This window comes from Aciditerrimonas ferrireducens, assembly GCF_023130475.1.
GTDB lineage: Bacteria > Actinomycetota > Acidimicrobiia > Acidimicrobiales > UBA8190 > Aciditerrimonas > Aciditerrimonas ferrireducens.
This window is the reverse complement of the sequence record NZ_JAKHEX010000019.1, coordinates 1-16,636: the sequence shown is the minus strand read 5'-3', so window position 1 is coordinate 16,636 and position 16,636 is coordinate 1. Positions and strand designations below refer to the sequence as shown.

The 16,636-nt window shown below is 75.2% G+C and carries 15 protein-coding genes; 5 read left to right on the top strand and 10 right to left on the bottom strand.

Annotated elements, in window-relative coordinates; all coding sequences use genetic code 11:
- Positions 1 to 199 precede the first annotated feature (199 nt).
- Positions 200 to 1,585 carry an amidohydrolase family protein gene (locus Acit_RS10160; protein ID WP_282436756.1) on the top strand — a complete coding sequence of 462 codons (1,386 nt, stop codon included), beginning with the start codon at positions 200 to 202 and terminating at the stop codon, positions 1,583 to 1,585.
- Positions 1,586 to 1,605: 20 nt separating this feature from the next.
- Here the strand turns inward: Acit_RS10160 and Acit_RS10155 are convergent, their stop codons facing one another.
- Entirely contained in the window at positions 1,606 to 2,007 is a 402-nt protein-coding gene (locus Acit_RS10155) for a DUF488 domain-containing protein (RefSeq protein ID WP_248108720.1), read from the bottom strand.
- Positions 2,008 to 2,011: 4 nt separating this feature from the next.
- A complete protein-coding gene (locus tag Acit_RS10150) occupies positions 2,012 to 3,145 on the bottom strand; it encodes a DUF3048 domain-containing protein (protein WP_248108718.1) in 1,134 nt (377 codons plus the stop codon).
- Between the two features lie 46 nt (positions 3,146 to 3,191).
- Here Acit_RS10150 and Acit_RS10145 point away from each other — a divergent pair, with 46 nt between their 5' ends.
- Positions 3,192 to 4,034 carry an ERCC4 domain-containing protein gene (locus tag Acit_RS10145; RefSeq protein WP_248108716.1) on the top strand — a complete coding sequence of 281 codons (843 nt, stop codon included), beginning with the start codon at positions 3,192 to 3,194 and terminating at the stop codon, positions 4,032 to 4,034.
- Between the two features lie 22 nt (positions 4,035 to 4,056).
- Here the strand turns inward: Acit_RS10145 and Acit_RS10140 are convergent, their stop codons facing one another.
- The 5 genes from Acit_RS10140 to Acit_RS10120 all read right to left on the bottom strand — a co-directional run bounded on the left by Acit_RS10140 (position 4,057) and on the right by Acit_RS10120 (position 9,553).
- Entirely contained in the window at positions 4,057 to 4,623 is a 567-nt protein-coding gene (locus tag Acit_RS10140; protein WP_376746047.1) for a hypothetical protein, read from the bottom strand.
- A 94-nt stretch (positions 4,624 to 4,717) separates the two neighbouring features.
- Complete coding sequence (locus Acit_RS10135) at positions 4,718 to 6,133, bottom strand: MFS transporter (RefSeq protein WP_248108712.1); 1,416 nt, start codon at positions 6,131 to 6,133, stop codon at positions 4,718 to 4,720.
- A gap of 46 nt (positions 6,134 to 6,179) precedes the next feature.
- Positions 6,180 to 6,998 (bottom strand): tyrosine-protein phosphatase, encoded by an 819-nt coding sequence (locus Acit_RS10130; protein ID WP_248108710.1) that lies wholly within the window; start codon positions 6,996 to 6,998, stop codon positions 6,180 to 6,182.
- 80 nt (positions 6,999 to 7,078) lie between these two features.
- Positions 7,079 to 7,933: a hypothetical protein gene (locus Acit_RS10125; RefSeq protein ID WP_248108708.1), complete on the bottom strand. Its 855-nt coding sequence runs from the start codon at positions 7,931 to 7,933 to the stop codon at positions 7,079 to 7,081.
- A gap of 144 nt (positions 7,934 to 8,077) precedes the next feature.
- Positions 8,078 to 9,553 carry an APC family permease gene (locus Acit_RS10120; RefSeq protein WP_248108706.1) on the bottom strand — a complete coding sequence of 492 codons (1,476 nt, stop codon included), beginning with the start codon at positions 9,551 to 9,553 and terminating at the stop codon, positions 8,078 to 8,080.
- 155 nt (positions 9,554 to 9,708) lie between these two features.
- On the opposite strand from Acit_RS10120, the gene Acit_RS10115 reads away from it, so the two are divergent.
- Positions 9,709 to 10,128 carry a Fur family transcriptional regulator gene (locus tag Acit_RS10115; RefSeq protein WP_248108704.1) on the top strand — a complete coding sequence of 140 codons (420 nt, stop codon included), beginning with the start codon at positions 9,709 to 9,711 and terminating at the stop codon, positions 10,126 to 10,128.
- 12 nt (positions 10,129 to 10,140) lie between these two features.
- Here Acit_RS10115 and Acit_RS10110 read toward each other — a convergent pair whose 3' ends face one another.
- A complete protein-coding gene (locus Acit_RS10110; protein ID WP_248108702.1) occupies positions 10,141 to 11,037 on the bottom strand; it encodes an alpha/beta fold hydrolase in 897 nt (298 codons plus the stop codon).
- A gap of 126 nt (positions 11,038 to 11,163) precedes the next feature.
- Here Acit_RS10110 and glpK point away from each other — a divergent pair, with 126 nt between their 5' ends.
- Entirely contained in the window at positions 11,164 to 12,702 is a 1,539-nt protein-coding gene (gene glpK, locus Acit_RS10105; protein WP_248108700.1) for a glycerol kinase GlpK, read from the top strand.
- Between the two features lie 44 nt (positions 12,703 to 12,746).
- Positions 12,747 to 13,604: an alpha/beta fold hydrolase gene (locus Acit_RS10100; RefSeq protein WP_248108698.1), complete on the top strand. Its 858-nt coding sequence runs from the start codon at positions 12,747 to 12,749 to the stop codon at positions 13,602 to 13,604.
- A 54-nt stretch (positions 13,605 to 13,658) separates the two neighbouring features.
- On the opposite strand, the gene Acit_RS10095 is transcribed toward Acit_RS10100, so the two are convergent.
- Together Acit_RS10095 and Acit_RS10090 are read right to left on the bottom strand one after the other, a co-directional pair.
- Positions 13,659 to 15,362, bottom strand: coding sequence for a metallophosphoesterase family protein (locus tag Acit_RS10095; RefSeq protein WP_248108696.1), 1,704 nt, complete (start codon positions 15,360 to 15,362; stop codon positions 13,659 to 13,661).
- Entirely contained in the window at positions 15,359 to 16,537 is a 1,179-nt protein-coding gene (locus tag Acit_RS10090) for an ABC transporter ATP-binding protein (protein ID WP_248108694.1), read from the bottom strand. Before Acit_RS10090 ends, Acit_RS10095 begins: the two co-directional genes overlap by 4 nt.
- Positions 16,538 to 16,636 lie beyond the last annotated feature (99 nt).

The window sequence follows — 16,636 nt, the reverse complement described above, 5'->3', positions numbered from 1 at the left end:
TGCTGCTGTCCATCGAGCGGACAACTGTCCGAGGTTTTGGCCGTCGTCCGCGACGCAGGGTCGGTGTGGCGGCGACCGGTGGAGGGAACCGGCCCGCGAAGGGGTCGGCGACAAAGGGGGTGGGACCGTGACGACGTCGACAGGGCTCAGGCCGCAACCTGGTCAGCCGATCCTGCTGCGGGGCGGGACGGTCCTCTGCATGGACCAGGACCGACGAGTCCTCCAGGGCGGCGACGTCCTGGTGCGGGGCGAACGGATCGAGGCGGTCGGCCAGGGCCTGGCCGCCCCGGGGGACGCCTTCGTGGTGGACGCCCAGGGGGGCATCGTGCTGCCCGGCATGATCGACACCCACCGGCACCTCTGGCAGACCCTCATGCGGGGCTACGGGGCCGACTGGACCCTCACCCAGTACTTCGTCTGGTACTACCTCGAGTGGGGCAAGGCCTTTCGGCCCGAGGAGGTCTTCGCCGGGAACCTCCTCGGCGCTCTCGAGGCCATCGACGCCGGGGTGACCACCACGGTCGACTGGTCCCACGGCCTCCAGAGCGTGGCCCACGCGGAGGCAGCTCTCGCCGCGCTCGACGAGGCCCCGGGCCGTTACGTGCTGGCCTACGGCAACATCCAGCAGGGCCCCTGGGAGTGGGCGACCAGCCCGGAGGTCCAGCAGTTCCTCCGCCGCCTCCTCGGCCGACCCGGAGGCAAGGTGGTCCCGCAGCTGGCCTTCGACGTGCCCGGGGACCCGGCGTTCCCGGAGCGGGCCGCCTTCGAGGTCGCCCGGGAGCTCGGGATCCGGGTCACGACCCACGCCGGGGTCTGGGGCGCCACGAACGACGAGGGCATCCGGCTGATGCACGAGCACGGCTTCATGACCCCCGGCACCACCTACGTCCACGCCGCCACCCTCCAGCCGGACTCCTACCACCGCATCGCGGCGACCGGCGGCACGGTGTCGGTGGCGACCGAGAGCGAGGAGAGCGCCGGCCAGGGCTATCCCACGACCTACCGGCTCCGGCAGTACGGGATCCCCGGCTCGCTCTCCAACGACACCAGTGTCTGGTGGAGTGGCGACCTCTTCTCGGCCATGCGGGCCACCTTGGGGGCCGACCGGGCCATGGAGCACCTCGAGCACCACGAGCGGGGCGAGACCCTGACCCACTGCTCGCTCCGGGCCGAGCACGTGGTCGCCATGGCCACCATCGGCGGGGCCCGGGCGCTCGGGCTGGACGCCGAGACCGGCAGCCTGGAACCGGGCAAGGCGGCCGACGTGGTCCTGGTCCGGAACCCCCGTTCCCCGGCCATGCTGCCGATCCTGAACCCCTACGGCCACCTGGCCTTCCAGGCCCAGCGGGCCGACGTGGAGCTGGTCCTGGCCAAGGGGCGGGTGGTGAAGTGGGCCGGGGAGCTCGTCGACGTCGACTGGGCCCGCCTACGCCGGCTGGTCGAGGAGGGCGTCGCCCACCTCGAGCGGACGCTCGGCGCCGAGGCCTGGCACGAGGGCATGCACCCCGAGATCCCGACCACCCGGGTGCTCGAGAACCCCTACACCTACACCTACGACGAGCAGGACGAAGCCGGGGAGCGCTGAAGGTCGTCGGCTGGGGGCCCTCAGGGCGGGGGGCCCTCAGGCGGCCAGGCCTCGAGCACCTCCCGCAGGACCCACGCCGCCGAGCGCTCGAGGTCCCGGGTGGCGGTCAAGAGCACCAGCCGTCGACCCGCGGCCCGGGCCAGGAGGGCCCCGCAGCGGGCCACCTGCTCGGGCGCGGCCAGCTCGGCCCGGTAGCGGTCGGCGAACGCGGCGAAGCGCTCGGGCTCGTGGCCGTACCACCGTCGCAGCTCGGTGCTCGGCGCGAGGTCCTTGGCCCACTCGTCGAGGTCCAGGGCGGCCCGCCGCACCCCGCGAGGCCACAGCCGGTCCACCAGGACCCGGTGGTCACCGGGCTGGCGACCGGGGTCACCGTGGAGGCGGACGGCGACGACCGCCACCGGTCGGTCGGCTCGGGGCGCCACCGGCTCAGCCCCCGGCGAGCTGGAGCTGCCCGGCGACGGGCAGCAACTCGACCCAGGTGGGCCCGGGCGCGAGGGGGATCGTGGTCCCCGCGGCGCTGAGCAGACGGATCGGTTCTTGGATGCTGCCGCGCTGCCAGATCCCGTGGATAGCGACCCCGTTGCGCAGCACGGTCAAGGGGCCCTCGCCGACGGTGATGCTGTGGACCCCGACGTCCCCCTCGGCGTCCTCCGAGTAGGGGCCCGGCACGGTCTTGACCCGCAGGATCACGACGTTGGCCGCCTGGAGCTGCCGGCCGCTGGTCTCGAGGTCCGCGGTCCCGTTCACCGTCCGGAGCCAGCTCTCAGCAGGAGGGTCCCAGGTCCAGGTGACGTCGTAGATGGAGCTCCAGGTCAAGGTGGCGCTGGCGGTCGGCGTCGCCCCGAGGCCCTTGGGGAGGCTCGTGCTGAAGCTGAAGACCGGGGCGGGCGGGGTCCTGGCGTCGTCCAGGCCCCAGAGGCTGGCGGTGGCCACGTAGAGGTTGTTCGGCGCCAGGCGGGTGTCGGTTCGGTAGTAGAGGTCGTAGTCCCGCAGGAAGTTCGCGTCGACCACCGGCGAGTCGCGCACGAGGGCTTCGTCGGGGTCGATGCCGCCGGCGAACCCGAAGACGGGGTGGCCGAACTGCTCGAGGAGCTGGACGTCGATCCAGCGGGTGGAGCGGACCGGACCGACCTGGGGTGCGCCGTGGCACTGGAAGACGGCGAGCAGCCGGGTGATGGCCCCTTCGATGGGCTCCTCGTAGACGATGTCCGCCTCGCTCAGCCCGCTCTGGGGCCGAGCAGAGGGGTTGTTGCCGACCTTGATGGCCAGGGCGGGCCGGGCCGGCACGACACCCCCGGGTGCCGGTTCGTCGCTCAGGGGACACCGGGGTCCGCTGGCCGCCACAGCCGACGCCGAGGACCCAGCCGACGGGGCCCGCGGAGGCGGGGCCAGCGGGGCGGTGAGGCGGCCGCTGGCCACGCCCAGGCCGACGGAGGCCAGGACGAGCGCACCGAGGAACGCCAAGCCGAGGTGCAGGGCCGGCCGTCGCTTTCGGCGAGGCCGGGCGTGACGGGGACCGGCGTGCCGGGCACGTGGCCCCGGCGAGGGCGGCGAGGGCACCGGTCCACGATAGACGGCCGACGCGGCGCTGCAGCAGACTGCCGAGGTGGAGTTGCTCGTGGCCCGGAACCCGGACCCGGCCAGTCGACTGCCCTACCTGCTGCTCGTGCCCCTCGAGGGGGGCAAGGTCTTTCGGGCCCGGGAACCCTGGCCCCGGACCACGGCGGTGTACTGCCATCCGGTGCCGCTCGAGGACTGGCCGGCCGAGCCCGAGATCCTCGAGCGGGTCCCGCTGAAGGCCTGCACTCGGCGGGGCGCGGCCATCGACCTCGTGGCCGACCGGCGTCGGGAACAGCGCTCCCAGCTGGTGGTCACCCGGGCCCGGGGTCGCCAGGTCGTGTTCTGGCAGGCTCCTCGGACCACCAGGCAGTCTCGTCCCGGGGTGCGGGTGCCTCGGGCCCGGGCACAAGGACTCCCGGAGCTGACCGTCCTCGTCGATACCCGCGAGCGGTACCCCTACCGCTTCGCCGCCCAGGGGGACCGGGTGGCGACTCGGCGCCAGGCCCTGCCCTGCGGTGACTACGCCGTCGCCGACGACCGGGGCCTCGTCGGGGTGGTGGAGCGCAAGTCCCTGGCGGATCTGGTCGGCAGCCTCACCAGCGGGCGCCTGCGCTACCAGCTCGCCGAGCTCGCCGCGCAGCCTCGGGCGGCGCTGGTGGTCGAGGACCGTTGGGCCAAGGTGTTCGCGCTCGAGCACCTCCGCCCGGGCCAGGTGGCCGATGGCCTGGCCGAGGTGGCCGTGCGCTGGCCGACGGTGCCGCTGGTCTGGTGCGACAACCGCAAGCTGGCCGAGGAGTGGACTTACCGGTTTCTCGCGGCCTGCCTCCGCCACGGCGAGGAACGAATCTGGGCGGACCAGCTGCTCGACCCCCCGGCACCACAGCCCTGAGCGGGCCGGCGGGGCGGCCCGCTCACTGGCCGGGCGACGAGGCCAGCTGCCCCATGAGCCACCCTGGGCTCCGGACCTCGCCACCAGCGGCCAGCACCCGGGCCCGAAGTCCCCGGTCGGCGGTCACCACCACGGCTGCCAGGCCCCTGCGGTCCTCCGAGACGGGCCGCTCGGGCCGGCCTGCCCACCGTGTCGAGTCTGCCCACCGTGTCGAGCACGGCCGGCCGCCAAGGGCGACCAGGGTGTCGACCAGGCCCCTGCACCCCTGCCGGCACGCCACCGAGGTCAAGCGGACGAGCAGGTCGTCCCCGCTGCCCGGGGCCGAGACCACCCAGAGGTTCGGGGCCCCGCCAGGGTCGTCGTCTCCGGCGGGCGCTCCGTCGTCGGCCGGATCGCCCGTTCCCTGGGCCGCCCGGGCCGCGCCCTCCAGGACGACGACGGTCGGGTCCCCGAGGCGCCCCTCGGCCAGGGCAGTCTGCAACTCGGCCAGGAGCCGCCGGGCCGCCCCGACCCGGTCCCGCCACCATCCCGTTGGTCGGCTGCCGACGACGTTGGCCGCGTCGACGAGCAGCACCCGCTCGCTCGCCACCCCCGCCGTGGCGTCCGCTCGTCGATCAGCGCCCGGGGAGCGCTGCCGGTCCACACGACGAGCCTAGGACCGCTGGTCCCGGGCCCCGAAACCCTCACGCTGCCGTCTCGGTCGGGGTCGGGGACGGCGCGGTCGTGGCCCCCTCGAGCTCCTCGTCGCTGGCCGCCTCGAGGCTCCGCCCGGCCGCCTCGGGGAGGGTCGCCCAGGCCACTGCCGCCGCGACCGCCGTGACCGCCGCGAGGAAGTAGATGGCGACGGACTCGCCGAGGTGGGCGAAGAGGGCCGGGAAGACGAAGGCGGCGATGGTCGCCCCGGCCCGGCCCGAGGCCACGGTGATGCCCTGGACCACCGTGCGGGCCTTCGTGGGCGTGAGCTCGACCCCGTTCATGCCGGAGGTCGGCACCGCGTTGGCCACGCCGCCGGTCACGGTGAAGAGGCCGAGGAGGACGAGGGCGACCCCGGGCGCCATGATCCCGACGGCGTCCTTGTAGGCCCCGAAGGCCACGAGGGCCAGGGCCGCGGCCACCGACCACTGGGCGGTCATGCGGCGCCGGCCCCGCTTGTCGACGATGGCCGCTGCCAGGAGCAGGGCGGGGATGGAGAAGGCGGCGTAGGTGACCAGGGTGAAGACCTCAGGGCTCAGTCCCAGGCCCTTGGCGATGAGGGTGGGACCGTAGAGACCGCTCGAGTAGCCGATCACGTCGAAGAGGAACCAGAGGACGCAGGAGGTCACGATGGCCTGGCGGTTCCGGGCCAGGTAGTGCAGGACGCTCCGGCGGTCCACCAGCCGGACCCCGGCCAGGTCGCGGCGCACCTGCTCCTCGGCGTGCACCTCGGCCAGCACCGCGGCGGTCGCCGCGGCGTCGCCCCGCACCCGGGCCAGGAAGCGGGCCGTCTCGGGCAGGCGGCGCCGGAGGTAGACGACGGTGAGGGCCGGCAGGGCCCCGAAGGCCAGGACGATCCGCCAGGTGTCCCCGCCGGAGAGGCCAGCGGCGTGGCAGAGCAGGTCGACCACGCCGGCCAGGGCCGCGCCGGTCACCCAGCTGACCCCGAAGCCGATGAGCATGAGCTTGCCCCGGTCCCGGACGTTGGCGTGCTCACCGAGGATGGTGGGCGAGAGCACGTAGTCGGCGCCCGCCCCGATGCCGAAGAGGAACCGGACGGCGATGAGCCAGGCGACGTCGGGCACGAAGGCCTGGGCCAGGGCGGTGACGGCCATGACGACGACGTCGATGCCGTAGTAGCGCTTCCGGCCTCGGTTCCCGAGCACCCCGAAGACCAGCGCGCCGAGGGCCATGCCGGCGAGGGCCGAGCCGGTGAGGAGCGAGGACTGGATGCCGGTGAGGGAGTGCCGGCCGAAGCTGGCGAGGACGAGGGGCAGGACGATGGCGATGGAGGAGAGGCTGTAGCCGTCGCTGAAGACGCCCATGCCGGTGGTGAACATGGTCCGGAGGTGGAACCGCCCGGTTCGGGCCTGGTCCTGGGCGGCGAAGATGGTCCGGGTCGACACGCGTGCCTCCTTCGATGGGGATCGTCGGGTCGGGACAGGAACGTGCTCAGGCGGTCGGCGCCACCAGACGTGCCCGCAAGGCAGCGAGGTCCTCGGGGCTGGCGCCGGCGGCACGGAGGTAGGCCTCGGGACCGCCGTAGCGGTCGGTCAGCCAGGCGAGGAGCTCGAGCATGACCCCGGGGTCGGCGTCCAGCCGGGGGTCGTCGCGGTCCAGGCTGCTCGGGTCGGCGCCCGGCCCGACGAGCTCCGCGCCGGCCAAGTCCAAGAAGCGGTCCCGGACCAGGGCGCTCGCCGCGTAGTCGGCGGCCACGAGCTCCTCGTCGACCCCGAGGACCGAGAGCACGAGGGCCGAGACCAGCCCGGTCCGGTCCTTGCCGGCGAAGCAGTGGACCAGGGCCGGCAGGGCCCGGGGCTTGGCGAGCACCCCGACCAGGAGAGCCAGTTCCCGGCCGGCGTGCTCGAGGTAGGCCCGGTAGAGGTCGCCGAGGTCTTCGGGGACACCGGCCGTCGGGCTGCTCGGCGACCCGGCTGGCTGCTGGGGCAGGGGCAGGTGGAGGACCACCTCGGCCCACTCGGCGACCGGACCGCGGCCCTGCCGTGTCACCTCGTCCTCGCGACGCAGGTCGACGACCGTCGTGATGCCGAGGGCCCGGAGGATGGCGATGTCCTCCCCGGCCACCCGGTGGGGGCTGTCGCCCCGGTAGAGCAGGCCCCGGCGAACCTGGCTGCCGTCTCGGGTCGGGTAGCCGCCGAGGTCCCGCACGTTGCAGGCCCCTTCGAGGGCCACCCACCGCGGCAGGGGCGGGTGGGGCAGCGTCCCGGCGCCAGCCGGGGCGTCGGTCGACGCATCCGTCAGTCGGGTCATGGTCCGAATCTGCCGAGCCCAGGTGACCGGTCCGTGGCAGTTCGGCGACGAACGGAAGAACCTTCGGTGATCTCCCCGCGTCAGGGTCGACGCGTTCGTCGACCGCCCGGTGGGTCCCCCCCGCACGGACCCGGTCCCGACGCCGGGCCCTCGGGCAGGGCGGCCCCGGGTCCCTCGAGGCCCCGGCCCAAGGTGAGGGCCATCCGCCGCGCCCGCTCGCCGGCACGCTCGGCGACCATTCGGACGCTCGGCCGGGGGTCCCGGGCGAGCTCGGCGCGCACCCAAGCCGGGGTGGCCGGGTGGCAGGCCACGAAGAACCGGACCCAGTGCTCCGGATCCAGGCGGAGCTCCTCGAGCACCTCCGTCGGGACCTCCCGGCGCTTCGCCAGGCTCCGGCGCACCTCCCAAGCGGGGTCGTGCACCATGGCCCGGAGAGTCCGGGCAAGGGCCCGGGGGTGCTCAGCGACAGCGTCGCGCACCCCGAAGCTCGGGTCGTCCCGCAGGAGGTCCAAGGCCTCGGGGTCGGCATCGGCGTTCTCGGCCAGGGCCCGCCGGACCCACTCGCTACGGTCCCGGGCCAACGCGAAGGCCAACGGAGAGGGCAGGCCCGGCCGGGAGGCCACCGCGGCTCGCACCTCCCACCACCAGTCGCGAGCCAACCCGGCCACCACCGGGGGCGGGCAGCGCGGGTCCCGGGCGGCGTCGACCCGGGCCCAAGGCTCGGGCGAACGCGCCAGCTGGGTCAGGGCCGAAGCGGCCACGTCGGTCGGCAACGCCGGGTCCAGGAGCAGCTGCTGCAGCCCGAGGGCCAGCTGGCGGGCCAGCCGACCCCGCCGGCAGGGCACCACGGCGCAGCCCGCCTCGGCCGGCCCGCTCGTGCCGGGGCAGCTGGCCGAGGGACGAGGGCATTGCTCGGCCTCGACAATGAGAGGCACCCCGTCGAAGCACCAACGGGCCCGCAGCCGACACCCTCGCCAGGTCAGGGTCTCGCCAGCGGCCAGGCGGGCCAGCGCCCCCCGACGCCCGCCGCCTCGGAGGCCTGGTGCGCCCGTGGATCGCCTCGCCGGGAGCACGGCGCCTCAGCCCGGCAAGGTGGGCGCCACCGGCGTGGTCGCCTCCGGCGGCGGGGTACCGAGGTGCCGGTCCCGGCCGGGAAGGACCCGGCCGTGACCGATGGCCCACCAGGACCAGGCCACCGAGGGCACGAGCACCACCACCCACACCACCGCGGCCCAGGCCAGGGGGAAGGTGAAGGGCACGATGGACTCGTAGAGCACGACCCAGAACAGGCCCATGGCCACGACCGGCAGCACGAGGTGGAACAGGACCTGGACAGCCCGCCGCTCCCGGTAGGAGATTCGCATGAGGGAGAGGTTCATGAGGGTGTGGGCGGTGACCAGGCCGAAGAGCACCGCCGTGGTGAGCACGTTGAAGGCGTTCGAGGGGCCGAGCCAGAGGCCGAAGCCGAAGGCCACGGCGATGGCGAGGGCCGCCACGGCGCTCAGGGCCGCCGCCGGGGCCCGCCGCCCGTTCACCACCGAGAAGCTCGTCTGCAGCAGCTGGTCCCGTCCCACGGCGTAGAGCACTCGGGCGCTGCTGTTCAACAGGGCCACGTCGTCCATGAGGGCGCTGTTCACCGCCAGGACCACGAGGGCCACCGCGCCCACGGGCCCGAGGTAGCGCAGGAACACCTCGACGCCGGGGGCCGGGGACTTGGCGAAGGCGGCCATGGCGCTCTGGCCCCAGCCCACCGTCAAGGCGTAGGCCGAGATGGTCAGGGCGACCCCCACCATGGTGAGGGACAGGATCGCCGCCTTCCCGATGAGCCGGCCCTGCTGGGTCCGCACCCCTTTCGCTTCCTCGCCCAGGGGAGCGTGGCTCCCGACCCCGATGAAGCTGGTGATGGCGAAGATCATGCCGAGGGCCACGCCCTTCACCCCGACCGCCGCCATGTCGAAGGGGTGCAAGGGGGTGTGGAGGGGGGACCGCCCGATGATGATCGAGGACGCCACGATCAGGAACACAATCTCCAAGGAGCTGGTGAACACGAGGGTCCGGACCGTCGGCCGGATCCCGGCCACCGAGAGGCCCCAGGGCACCCCGATGAAGACCAGCACCATGACCATCCAGAACCAGCCCGGCAGGCTCACCCCGAGGTAGGCCTTGGCGAGACCCGGGAGGAACACCCCGGCCACGTAGACCGGCACCCCCGCCACGCTCACCAGTTGGTAGAAGATCACCATGAGCGCCGTCACGAGCGCTGCCCGGGGCCCGAGACCCGCCGAGACGTAGCTGTAGTAACCACCGGCGCCGCCCCGGTGCTTCGAGAGGTGGTAGAGGGTGTTCACCTCGATGAACATGAGGCCGAAGGCCAGGAGGTAGGAGAGCGGCAGGGCAACCAGGGCGAACGCGGCCCCGGCGGTCATGAAGGCCACCACGTCGCAGGTCGGGGCCATCCCGGCGATGCTCTGGCTCACGAGCCCCCAGAGGGAGACCACCCCGGGTTCCAGTTGCTTCGACCGTCGCCCCTCCGTCGTCACGGCCTCGCTCCGCATCCTCGCTCCTCGTACGCCACGGTCCACGGGTCCTCGACGCGGCCGCCCCTGGGCGACTCGCCGTCAAACGAGATGATACCTGGTCTCAGAAAAGAGCCGTCAACCCTCATGGTCGACGTCGCCGACGGTGGTCTCACTCCCGATACACTCGGGGGGTGGCCAGCGACTCGGTGCGGAGCCGGATCCTTGCGGCCGGCCAGCGGATCACCCCCCAGCGGGACCTCGTCGCCGAGGTGCTCGAGCAGGCCGACCGCCCGCTGAGCGCCCAGGAGCTCCTGGCGGCGGTCGAGGCGAGGGACCGGCGGATCGGCCGGGCCACGGTCTTCCGGACCCTGCAGTCCCTGCAGGAGGCCGGGATCGTCCAGCAGGTGCCCCGGCCCGGCGGGCAGGGCGGCTACCTGCTCTGCGCCACGAGCGGCCACCACCACCACCTGGTGTGCCAGCGCTGCGGCCGGGTGGAGGACCTGCCCGAGGAGGAGGTGGCGGCGTTCGTGGGCGCCGTGGCCCGGGACCACGGCTTCGCCGTCGACCACGCGAGCTTCGAGCTCTCGGGGACCTGCGCCGCCTGCCGCTGAGCCGGCCGGTGCTCAGGGCGCCCCGAGGAACCCCAGGATCTCCTCCTCGACCCGCTCGGGCTGCTCGAGGTGGAGGAAGTGGCCAGCTTCTTCGAGGACCACGACCCGGGAGCCAGCCGGCCACCCCTCGACCGCGCCGTCGGCGAGCTCGGCGCCGATGCACCCGTCGGCGCGGCCGTGGAGGTAGAGGAGGGGCCGGCTGCTCAGGCGGCCGGTGGCCGCCTGAGCCTCGGCCAGGGCGGGGTCCTGCTCAGCCGGGTCGAGCTGGGCCCGGTACCAGCTGAGGGCGGCCCGGAGCCGCTCGGGGGTCCCGAGGGCCTGGCGGACCCAGCCGAGGTCCTCGCTCGGGTCGTACGCCGGGGACCAGTCCCGCCAGAGCCGCTCCAGGAACGCCAGGTCCGAGGCGGCCACGGCCCACTCGGCGAGGGGGTGCTGGAAGAAGAACATGTACCAGCTGCGCCGGAGCTGGTCGTAGGCGAGGAAGCCCTCCTGGAGGCGGGGACCGGGCGGCACGGCCAGCCCGACCCCGGCCCGCCAGCGCTCCGGCTCCAGGGCCAGGGCCCCGTAGCACGCCAGGGCCCCCCAGTCGTGGCCGAGGAGCACCGCGTCGGGCCCGGCCCCGAGGGCCTCGTGGAGGGCCAGGGCATCGAGCACCGCGGCGCCCACCTGGGCCCGGCCCCCCTCGGGTAGGTCGCTCGGCGCATACCCTCGCTGCCAGGGGGCCACGGCACGGTAGCCCGCAGCCCCGAGGGCCGGCAGGAGGTGCCGCCAGGTCCAGGCGGTGTCGGGGAAGCCGTGGAGGCAGAGGGCCAAGGGGCCGTCCTCGGGGCCAGCCACCAAGGCGGCCAGGCCGAGGCCCTGCCCGGGCAGGCCCTCCACCCGGGTGACGCCGGTCGGCAGGCGGTCCATGCCAGGACCCTAGGCGCCGCCCGAGGTGCGCTGGGAGCCGCGAGCGGGCATCCTCTTCGGGCCTGGTGATCGGTCGGCCGGGCCCGGCGGAGGACCGGCCCTCGGGCGCCGGGGGAAGGGAGGGGGATGGCGACACGACTGCTGGCGCTGGACCAGGGGACGACGAGCTCCCGGGCGATGGTGGTCGACGAGGACGGCCGGGTGCTGGGCGTGGGCCAGCACCCCCTGGCCTGCCACTACCCGACTCCCGGCTGGGTGGAGCAGGACCCCGAGGCCATCTGGGCCACCCAGCTGGCGGCCATCCGCGACGCCCTGGCGGCCGCCGGGGTCGAGGCTGCCGAGCTGCGGGCGATCGGCATCGCCAACCAGCGGGAGACGACGGTCGTCTGGGACCGGGAGAGCGGCCGAGCGGTGGCCCCGGCCGTGGTGTGGCAGTGCCGGCGAAGCGCCCCGATCTGCGAGGCCCTCCGGGCCGCCGGCCATGAGCCCCTCGTCCGGAAGCGGACCGGCCTGGTCCTCGACCCCTACTTCTCGGCCTCCAAGCTGGCCTGGCTCCTCGAGCACGTCCCCGAGGTCCGTCGGCTGGCCGACGAGGGTCGGCTGGCCTTCGGGACGGTCGACAGCTGGCTGCTCTGGAAGCTGAGCGGCGGGGCGGTCCACCGCACCGATCGGACGAACGCCGCCCGCACCGCGCTGCTCGACCTGCGCACGGGCCGGTTCGACCCCGAGCTCCTGGCGCTCTTCGGCGTGCCGGCCAGCTGCCTGCCCGAGGTGGTGGACTCCGCCGGGCCGTTGGCCGAGACCGACCCGGCAGTGCTCGGGGCCCGGGTGCCGGTCAGCGGGGTGGCCGGGGACCAGCAGGCCGCCCTGGCCGGCCAGGCCTGCACCGAGCCCGGGATGGCCAAGGCCACCTACGGCACCGGCGCCTTCGTCCTCCTCCAGACCGGCCCCGCCCTCCCCTCCTCGTCCCACGGCCTGCTCGGCACCCTGGCCTGGAGCCTGCCCGGGCGGCGGGACCACGCCCTCGAAGGCTCGGTCTTCGTCGCCGGGGCGGTCATCCAGTGGCTGCGGGACGACCTGGGGCTGCTCGAGCGGGCCGAGGACAGCGCTCCCCTGGCGGCCAGCGTGCCCGATAGCGGGGGCCTGGTCCTCGTGCCGGCGTTCACCGGGCTCGGCGCCCCCCACTGGGACCCGGCCGCCCGGGGGGCCCTCGTGGGCATCAGCCGCGGCGCCACCCGGGCCCACCTGGCCCGCGCCGCCCTGGAGGCCATCGCCCACCAGGTCCGGGACGTGCTGGTCGCCATGGCCGAGGACCTGGGCGGCCCGCCGGGGGTCCTGCGGGTGGACGGTGGGGCAGCCCGCAACGACCTGCTCCTCCAGCTCCAGGCCGACCTCCTCGGTGTGCCGGTCGAACGGCCGGTGGTCACCGAGACCACCGCCCTCGGTGCCGCCTGCCTGGCGGCCCTCGGGGCTGGCCTGCTGCCCGGGCCGGAGGCCTTCGCCCGGTTCTGGCGCCTCGAGCGCCGCTTCGAGCCGACGACCGACGAAGCTGAGCGGGCCCGGGCCCAGGCGACCTGGCAGCGGGCCCTGGGCCGAGCCCGAGGCTGGGCCGGCCCCGCGACCACGACGGAAACCGACGACAACACCGGCGGAGGAGCACGATGACCCCACACGAGCACCCTGTGCAGTCCTGCCGGGATCGCCACGGCGTGGCCGTCGCCTACCGGCTCTGGCGACCGGCCGACCCCTGGGGCCTGGTGGTGGTGGCCCACGGGGCTTCCGAGCACGGCGGGCGCTACGAGCGCTTCGCCCAGGCCCTGGCCGGTGCCGGCCTGGCCACCGCAGCCCTGGACCAGCGGGGCCACGGGAGGACGGCCGAGGCCAGCGGCGGCCCGGGGATCGTCGGCCCGGGAGGCGGGCCGGCCCTCCTCGAGGACCTGGCCCTCGTGCGGGCCGAGGCCGAGGCCGCCCTCGGCGGTGCGCGGCCCACGTTCATCTTCGGCCACTCCCTCGGATCGGTCATCGGGCTGGCCGCCCTGGTGGCCGAGAGCCGGACCCTCGCCGGGGCGGTGCTCTGCGGCTTCCCGGTCGACCTCCACGGGGTGGCAGCCCTCGGCGAAGCGCTGGCCGAGCAGGCCGGCCAGGCCGGGCGGGCCCAGCCGGCCAGCGACCTCTTCGCCCCCTACGCCGAGGCGGTCCCGGACCGTCGCACCCCCTACGACTGGCTGAGCCGGGACCCGGCCGAGGTCGACCGCTACCTGGCCGACCCCTTCTGCGGCGACCAGCACCCCCTCACCTGGGGCTACCTCCTCAAGGTCTTCGCCCTCGCCGCCCCTGCCGCGAAGCGGCTCGACACGATCGCCTGCCCGGTCCTGGTCATCGCTGGCGACCAGGACCCCGCGGGTGCCATGGGCGACTACCCCCGGACGCTGGCCGAGGCCCTCGTGGCCGCCGGGGTCCCCTGCGACCTCCGCCTCTACCCCGGCGCTCGGCACGAGCTGTTGAACGAGACGAACCGGGACGAGGTGACCGCCGACATCCTCGCCTGGCTGGGCCGCTGGCGCTGAGCGGGCTCCCGGCCCTCTCCCTGCGAGCCCTCCCTGCGGCCCCGGCGCCGTGGGTCAGCTGGCGGCGGCGGGGGCGCCCAGCTGCTCGAGGAGCCCGGGGTCTCCGACCGGCAGGGGCAGGACGACGTTGCGGTCCCCCCGGGTCCCCCGGCCGGGCGGCTCGGGAGCGTCGGGGGGACGGTGCCAGGCGTTGACGGCCAGCTCCCTGGACCAGCCAGCCAAGGTGCGGGTGTCCCCGAGTGACCCGCCACGAGAGTCGAGGAGCCCCCCGTGGTCGAGGACCGTGCTGGCCAGCAGCAGCCGAGGGGCCGCGGGGTCGAGGGCCAGCTCCAGGACCCGGCCCTGCTGGGGCCAGTCGAGCAGCGACGAGGTGGTCACGGCCCAGCAGCCGAAGGGTCCGTGGGGGGAGGGAAGGAAGCGGACCCGGTGGCGATGGGTGTGGCCGGCCACCCAGAGCAGGACGTTCGGGAAACGGGCCAGGAGGGCCAGGAGCTCCTCCCCGAGGACCCGGGGGGTGGCCCCGGGGTCCTTGCGGTAGGGGTTGACGAGGGACTCGAGGGGGTGGTGAGTGCACAGGGCGAAGGGGCGGGGCTCCCCCCCGACGGCCACCCAGCGGCCCGCCGGGTCCAGGGCCCGGGCGTGGCCGGCCAGGAGCTCGGCCTCCAGCCAGGCGAGCTGGTCGCGGTCAAGCGAGCCCTGCCAGCCGCCGTCCCGGTTCACGGTGTCCAGGGCCACACAGCGCAGGGGCCCGAGGTCGAAGGCGAAGGGGCCTCGGGCCGGACCGGGCCAGGCCCAGGGTCGCCAGGGCTGGCGCTCGGGGTCGGGGCTGACCGACCGGCCGGGCCCGCCGGCGAGGAGCCGGAGGACCGCCGGGGGCGCCACGTCGTGGCCCTGGAGCAGCTGCACGAGGTCGGCCCCAGGCCGCCAGCCGGTGGGTTTCCACGAGCCGGCGGCCACGGCCCGCAGGACCGGTCCCGGGGGGACGGTGCCAGCGAGCAGGACGTCGTGGTTGCCCGGCAGCGCCCACCAGGGCAGCCGCAGGCCCCGGGCCTCGAAGGGGGCGCGGGCCGCGCTCGGGAGGCCCGGCACCTCGGGGAACCCGAAGCGCTCCCGGGGCAGGTCCCTGACCCCCGGGGCCGGTTCGGGATGCCAGTAGCGCTCGTCCCGGCAGTCGGGGCCGCCGACCCCTTCGTCTCGGGTCGGGTCCCCGGAATCGGGTCGGACGACGCCGCCCTGGAGCACGCCGAGGAGCCAGGCCAGCTCGTTGGCCTGCGCGTTGTCGAGCAGGTCGCCGCTCAGGACCACCCCGGCCAGCGGGCCCCCGAAGACCGGCCCCGCCCGGAGGGCGGCGACCGCCTGGACCATGGCGTCGAGCACCTGGGTGGTGAGCCGCTCCTGGGGCCGGTAGGTGCCGGGGACGCCCAGGAGCGGGAGGAGCGGCGAGTCGGGGTCCCCGAGCCGGTCGAGGAACTCGGCGCGGGTGGTGCTCTGCACGTCGGTGACGTGGAGGTCGGTCAGCTGGACGAAGCCGACCAGGGGGATGGCCCCCGCCCAGGACCCCTCGGCGGGATCGGCCCGGCCCTGGGCGGCCCCCACCGGCCTGGCCAGCCACTGGTGGGGCTCCCCCGGGCCGACCACCAGCCGGCGGTACGGCCCCGGGGTCCTGGGGTCGGGGACGATGGTGCCGGCGACGGTGCTCGTCGGCACCCCGCCCGGCTCCGGCGTCCCGGGGTTCGGCGTCCCGGGGTACGCCGTCACGGCCGGTCCTCGGCCGGCTCGACGAAGAGCAGGGGTCCGGTCAGCTCGAGGGCCACCGCCTGGCCGGGCTTGGGCGCCTCGGGGGCCCCAGCGGGCAGGGTGACGGCGACCGGCTGGGGAAGGTCTGGACCGGCCACCCGGGCCCGCAGGGTGGCGCCCAGGAAGGTCGTGGAGAGCACCCGCCCCGGGGCGTTCGAGTCGGCCCGCAGGCCGAGGGCCTCGGGACGGGCCAGCACCCGGAGCTTGTCCCCCGGGCGGCGATGCTCGAGGCCGGGGAGGGCGGCCTCGGGCACCGGCACCTGCCGGCCCAGGACCTCGACGGTGCCCGGCCCCGCCAGGCGCCCGGGCAGCTCGTTGGCCGTGCCGACGAAGCGGGCCACGAAGCCGGTCCGGGGCGTGCCGTAGAGCTCGGCCGGGGTGCCGACCTGCTCGAGGCGGCCCTCGGCCATGACGGCCACCCGGTCGGCGAGCGACAGGGCCTCCTCCTGGTCGTGGGTCACGAAGACCGTCGTGATGCCAACCTCGAGCTGGATCCGACGGATCTCCTCCCGGAGCCGGACCCGGACCCCGGCATCGAGGGCCGAGAGGGGCTCGTCGAGCAGCAGCACCCGGGGCTCGATGGCCAGGGCCCGGGCCAGGGCGACCCGCTGCTGCTGGCCTCCGGAGAGCTGGTGGGGGTGCCGGTCCGCTTCCCTGGCCAGGCCGACCAGGTCGAGCAGATCGGCGGCCCGCCGGCGGCGCTCGGCCTTCGCCACCCGGCGGAGCCGCAGCCCGAAGGCCACGTTCTCCAGGGCCGTCATGTTCGGGAAGAGGCTGTAGGCCTGGAAGACCATGCCCATGCCCCGCCGGTGGGGCGGCAGGGCCGTGATGTCCGCGCCGCCGACGAGGACCCGGCCGCGTTCGGCCCGCTCCAGGCCGGCGAGGACCCGCAGGGCGGTGGTCTTGCCACTCCCCGAGGGGCCGAGCAGGGCCAGGAGCTCCCCGGGGTGGATCTCGAGGGTCAGGTCGTCGAGCGCCGCCACGGCGCCGAAGGTCCGGCGCAGGCCGACCAGGGACACCCCGACGGCCCGTCCCTGCCGACCAGGATCGGCTCCCAAAGCGTCGTCGGGGCGTCCGGCGGGCCGTGCCGTGGACGGGGAGTCGGCCTGCGGGGCGGGCACGGCGACGGAGCTCATGGGCCGACCTCCTCGAGTCGAAGCGAGCCGCTGACCGCTGGGGTGGCGCTCCGCCGGCCCTTGGCCCGACCGGTCGCCACCAGGACCAGGGCCCCGAGG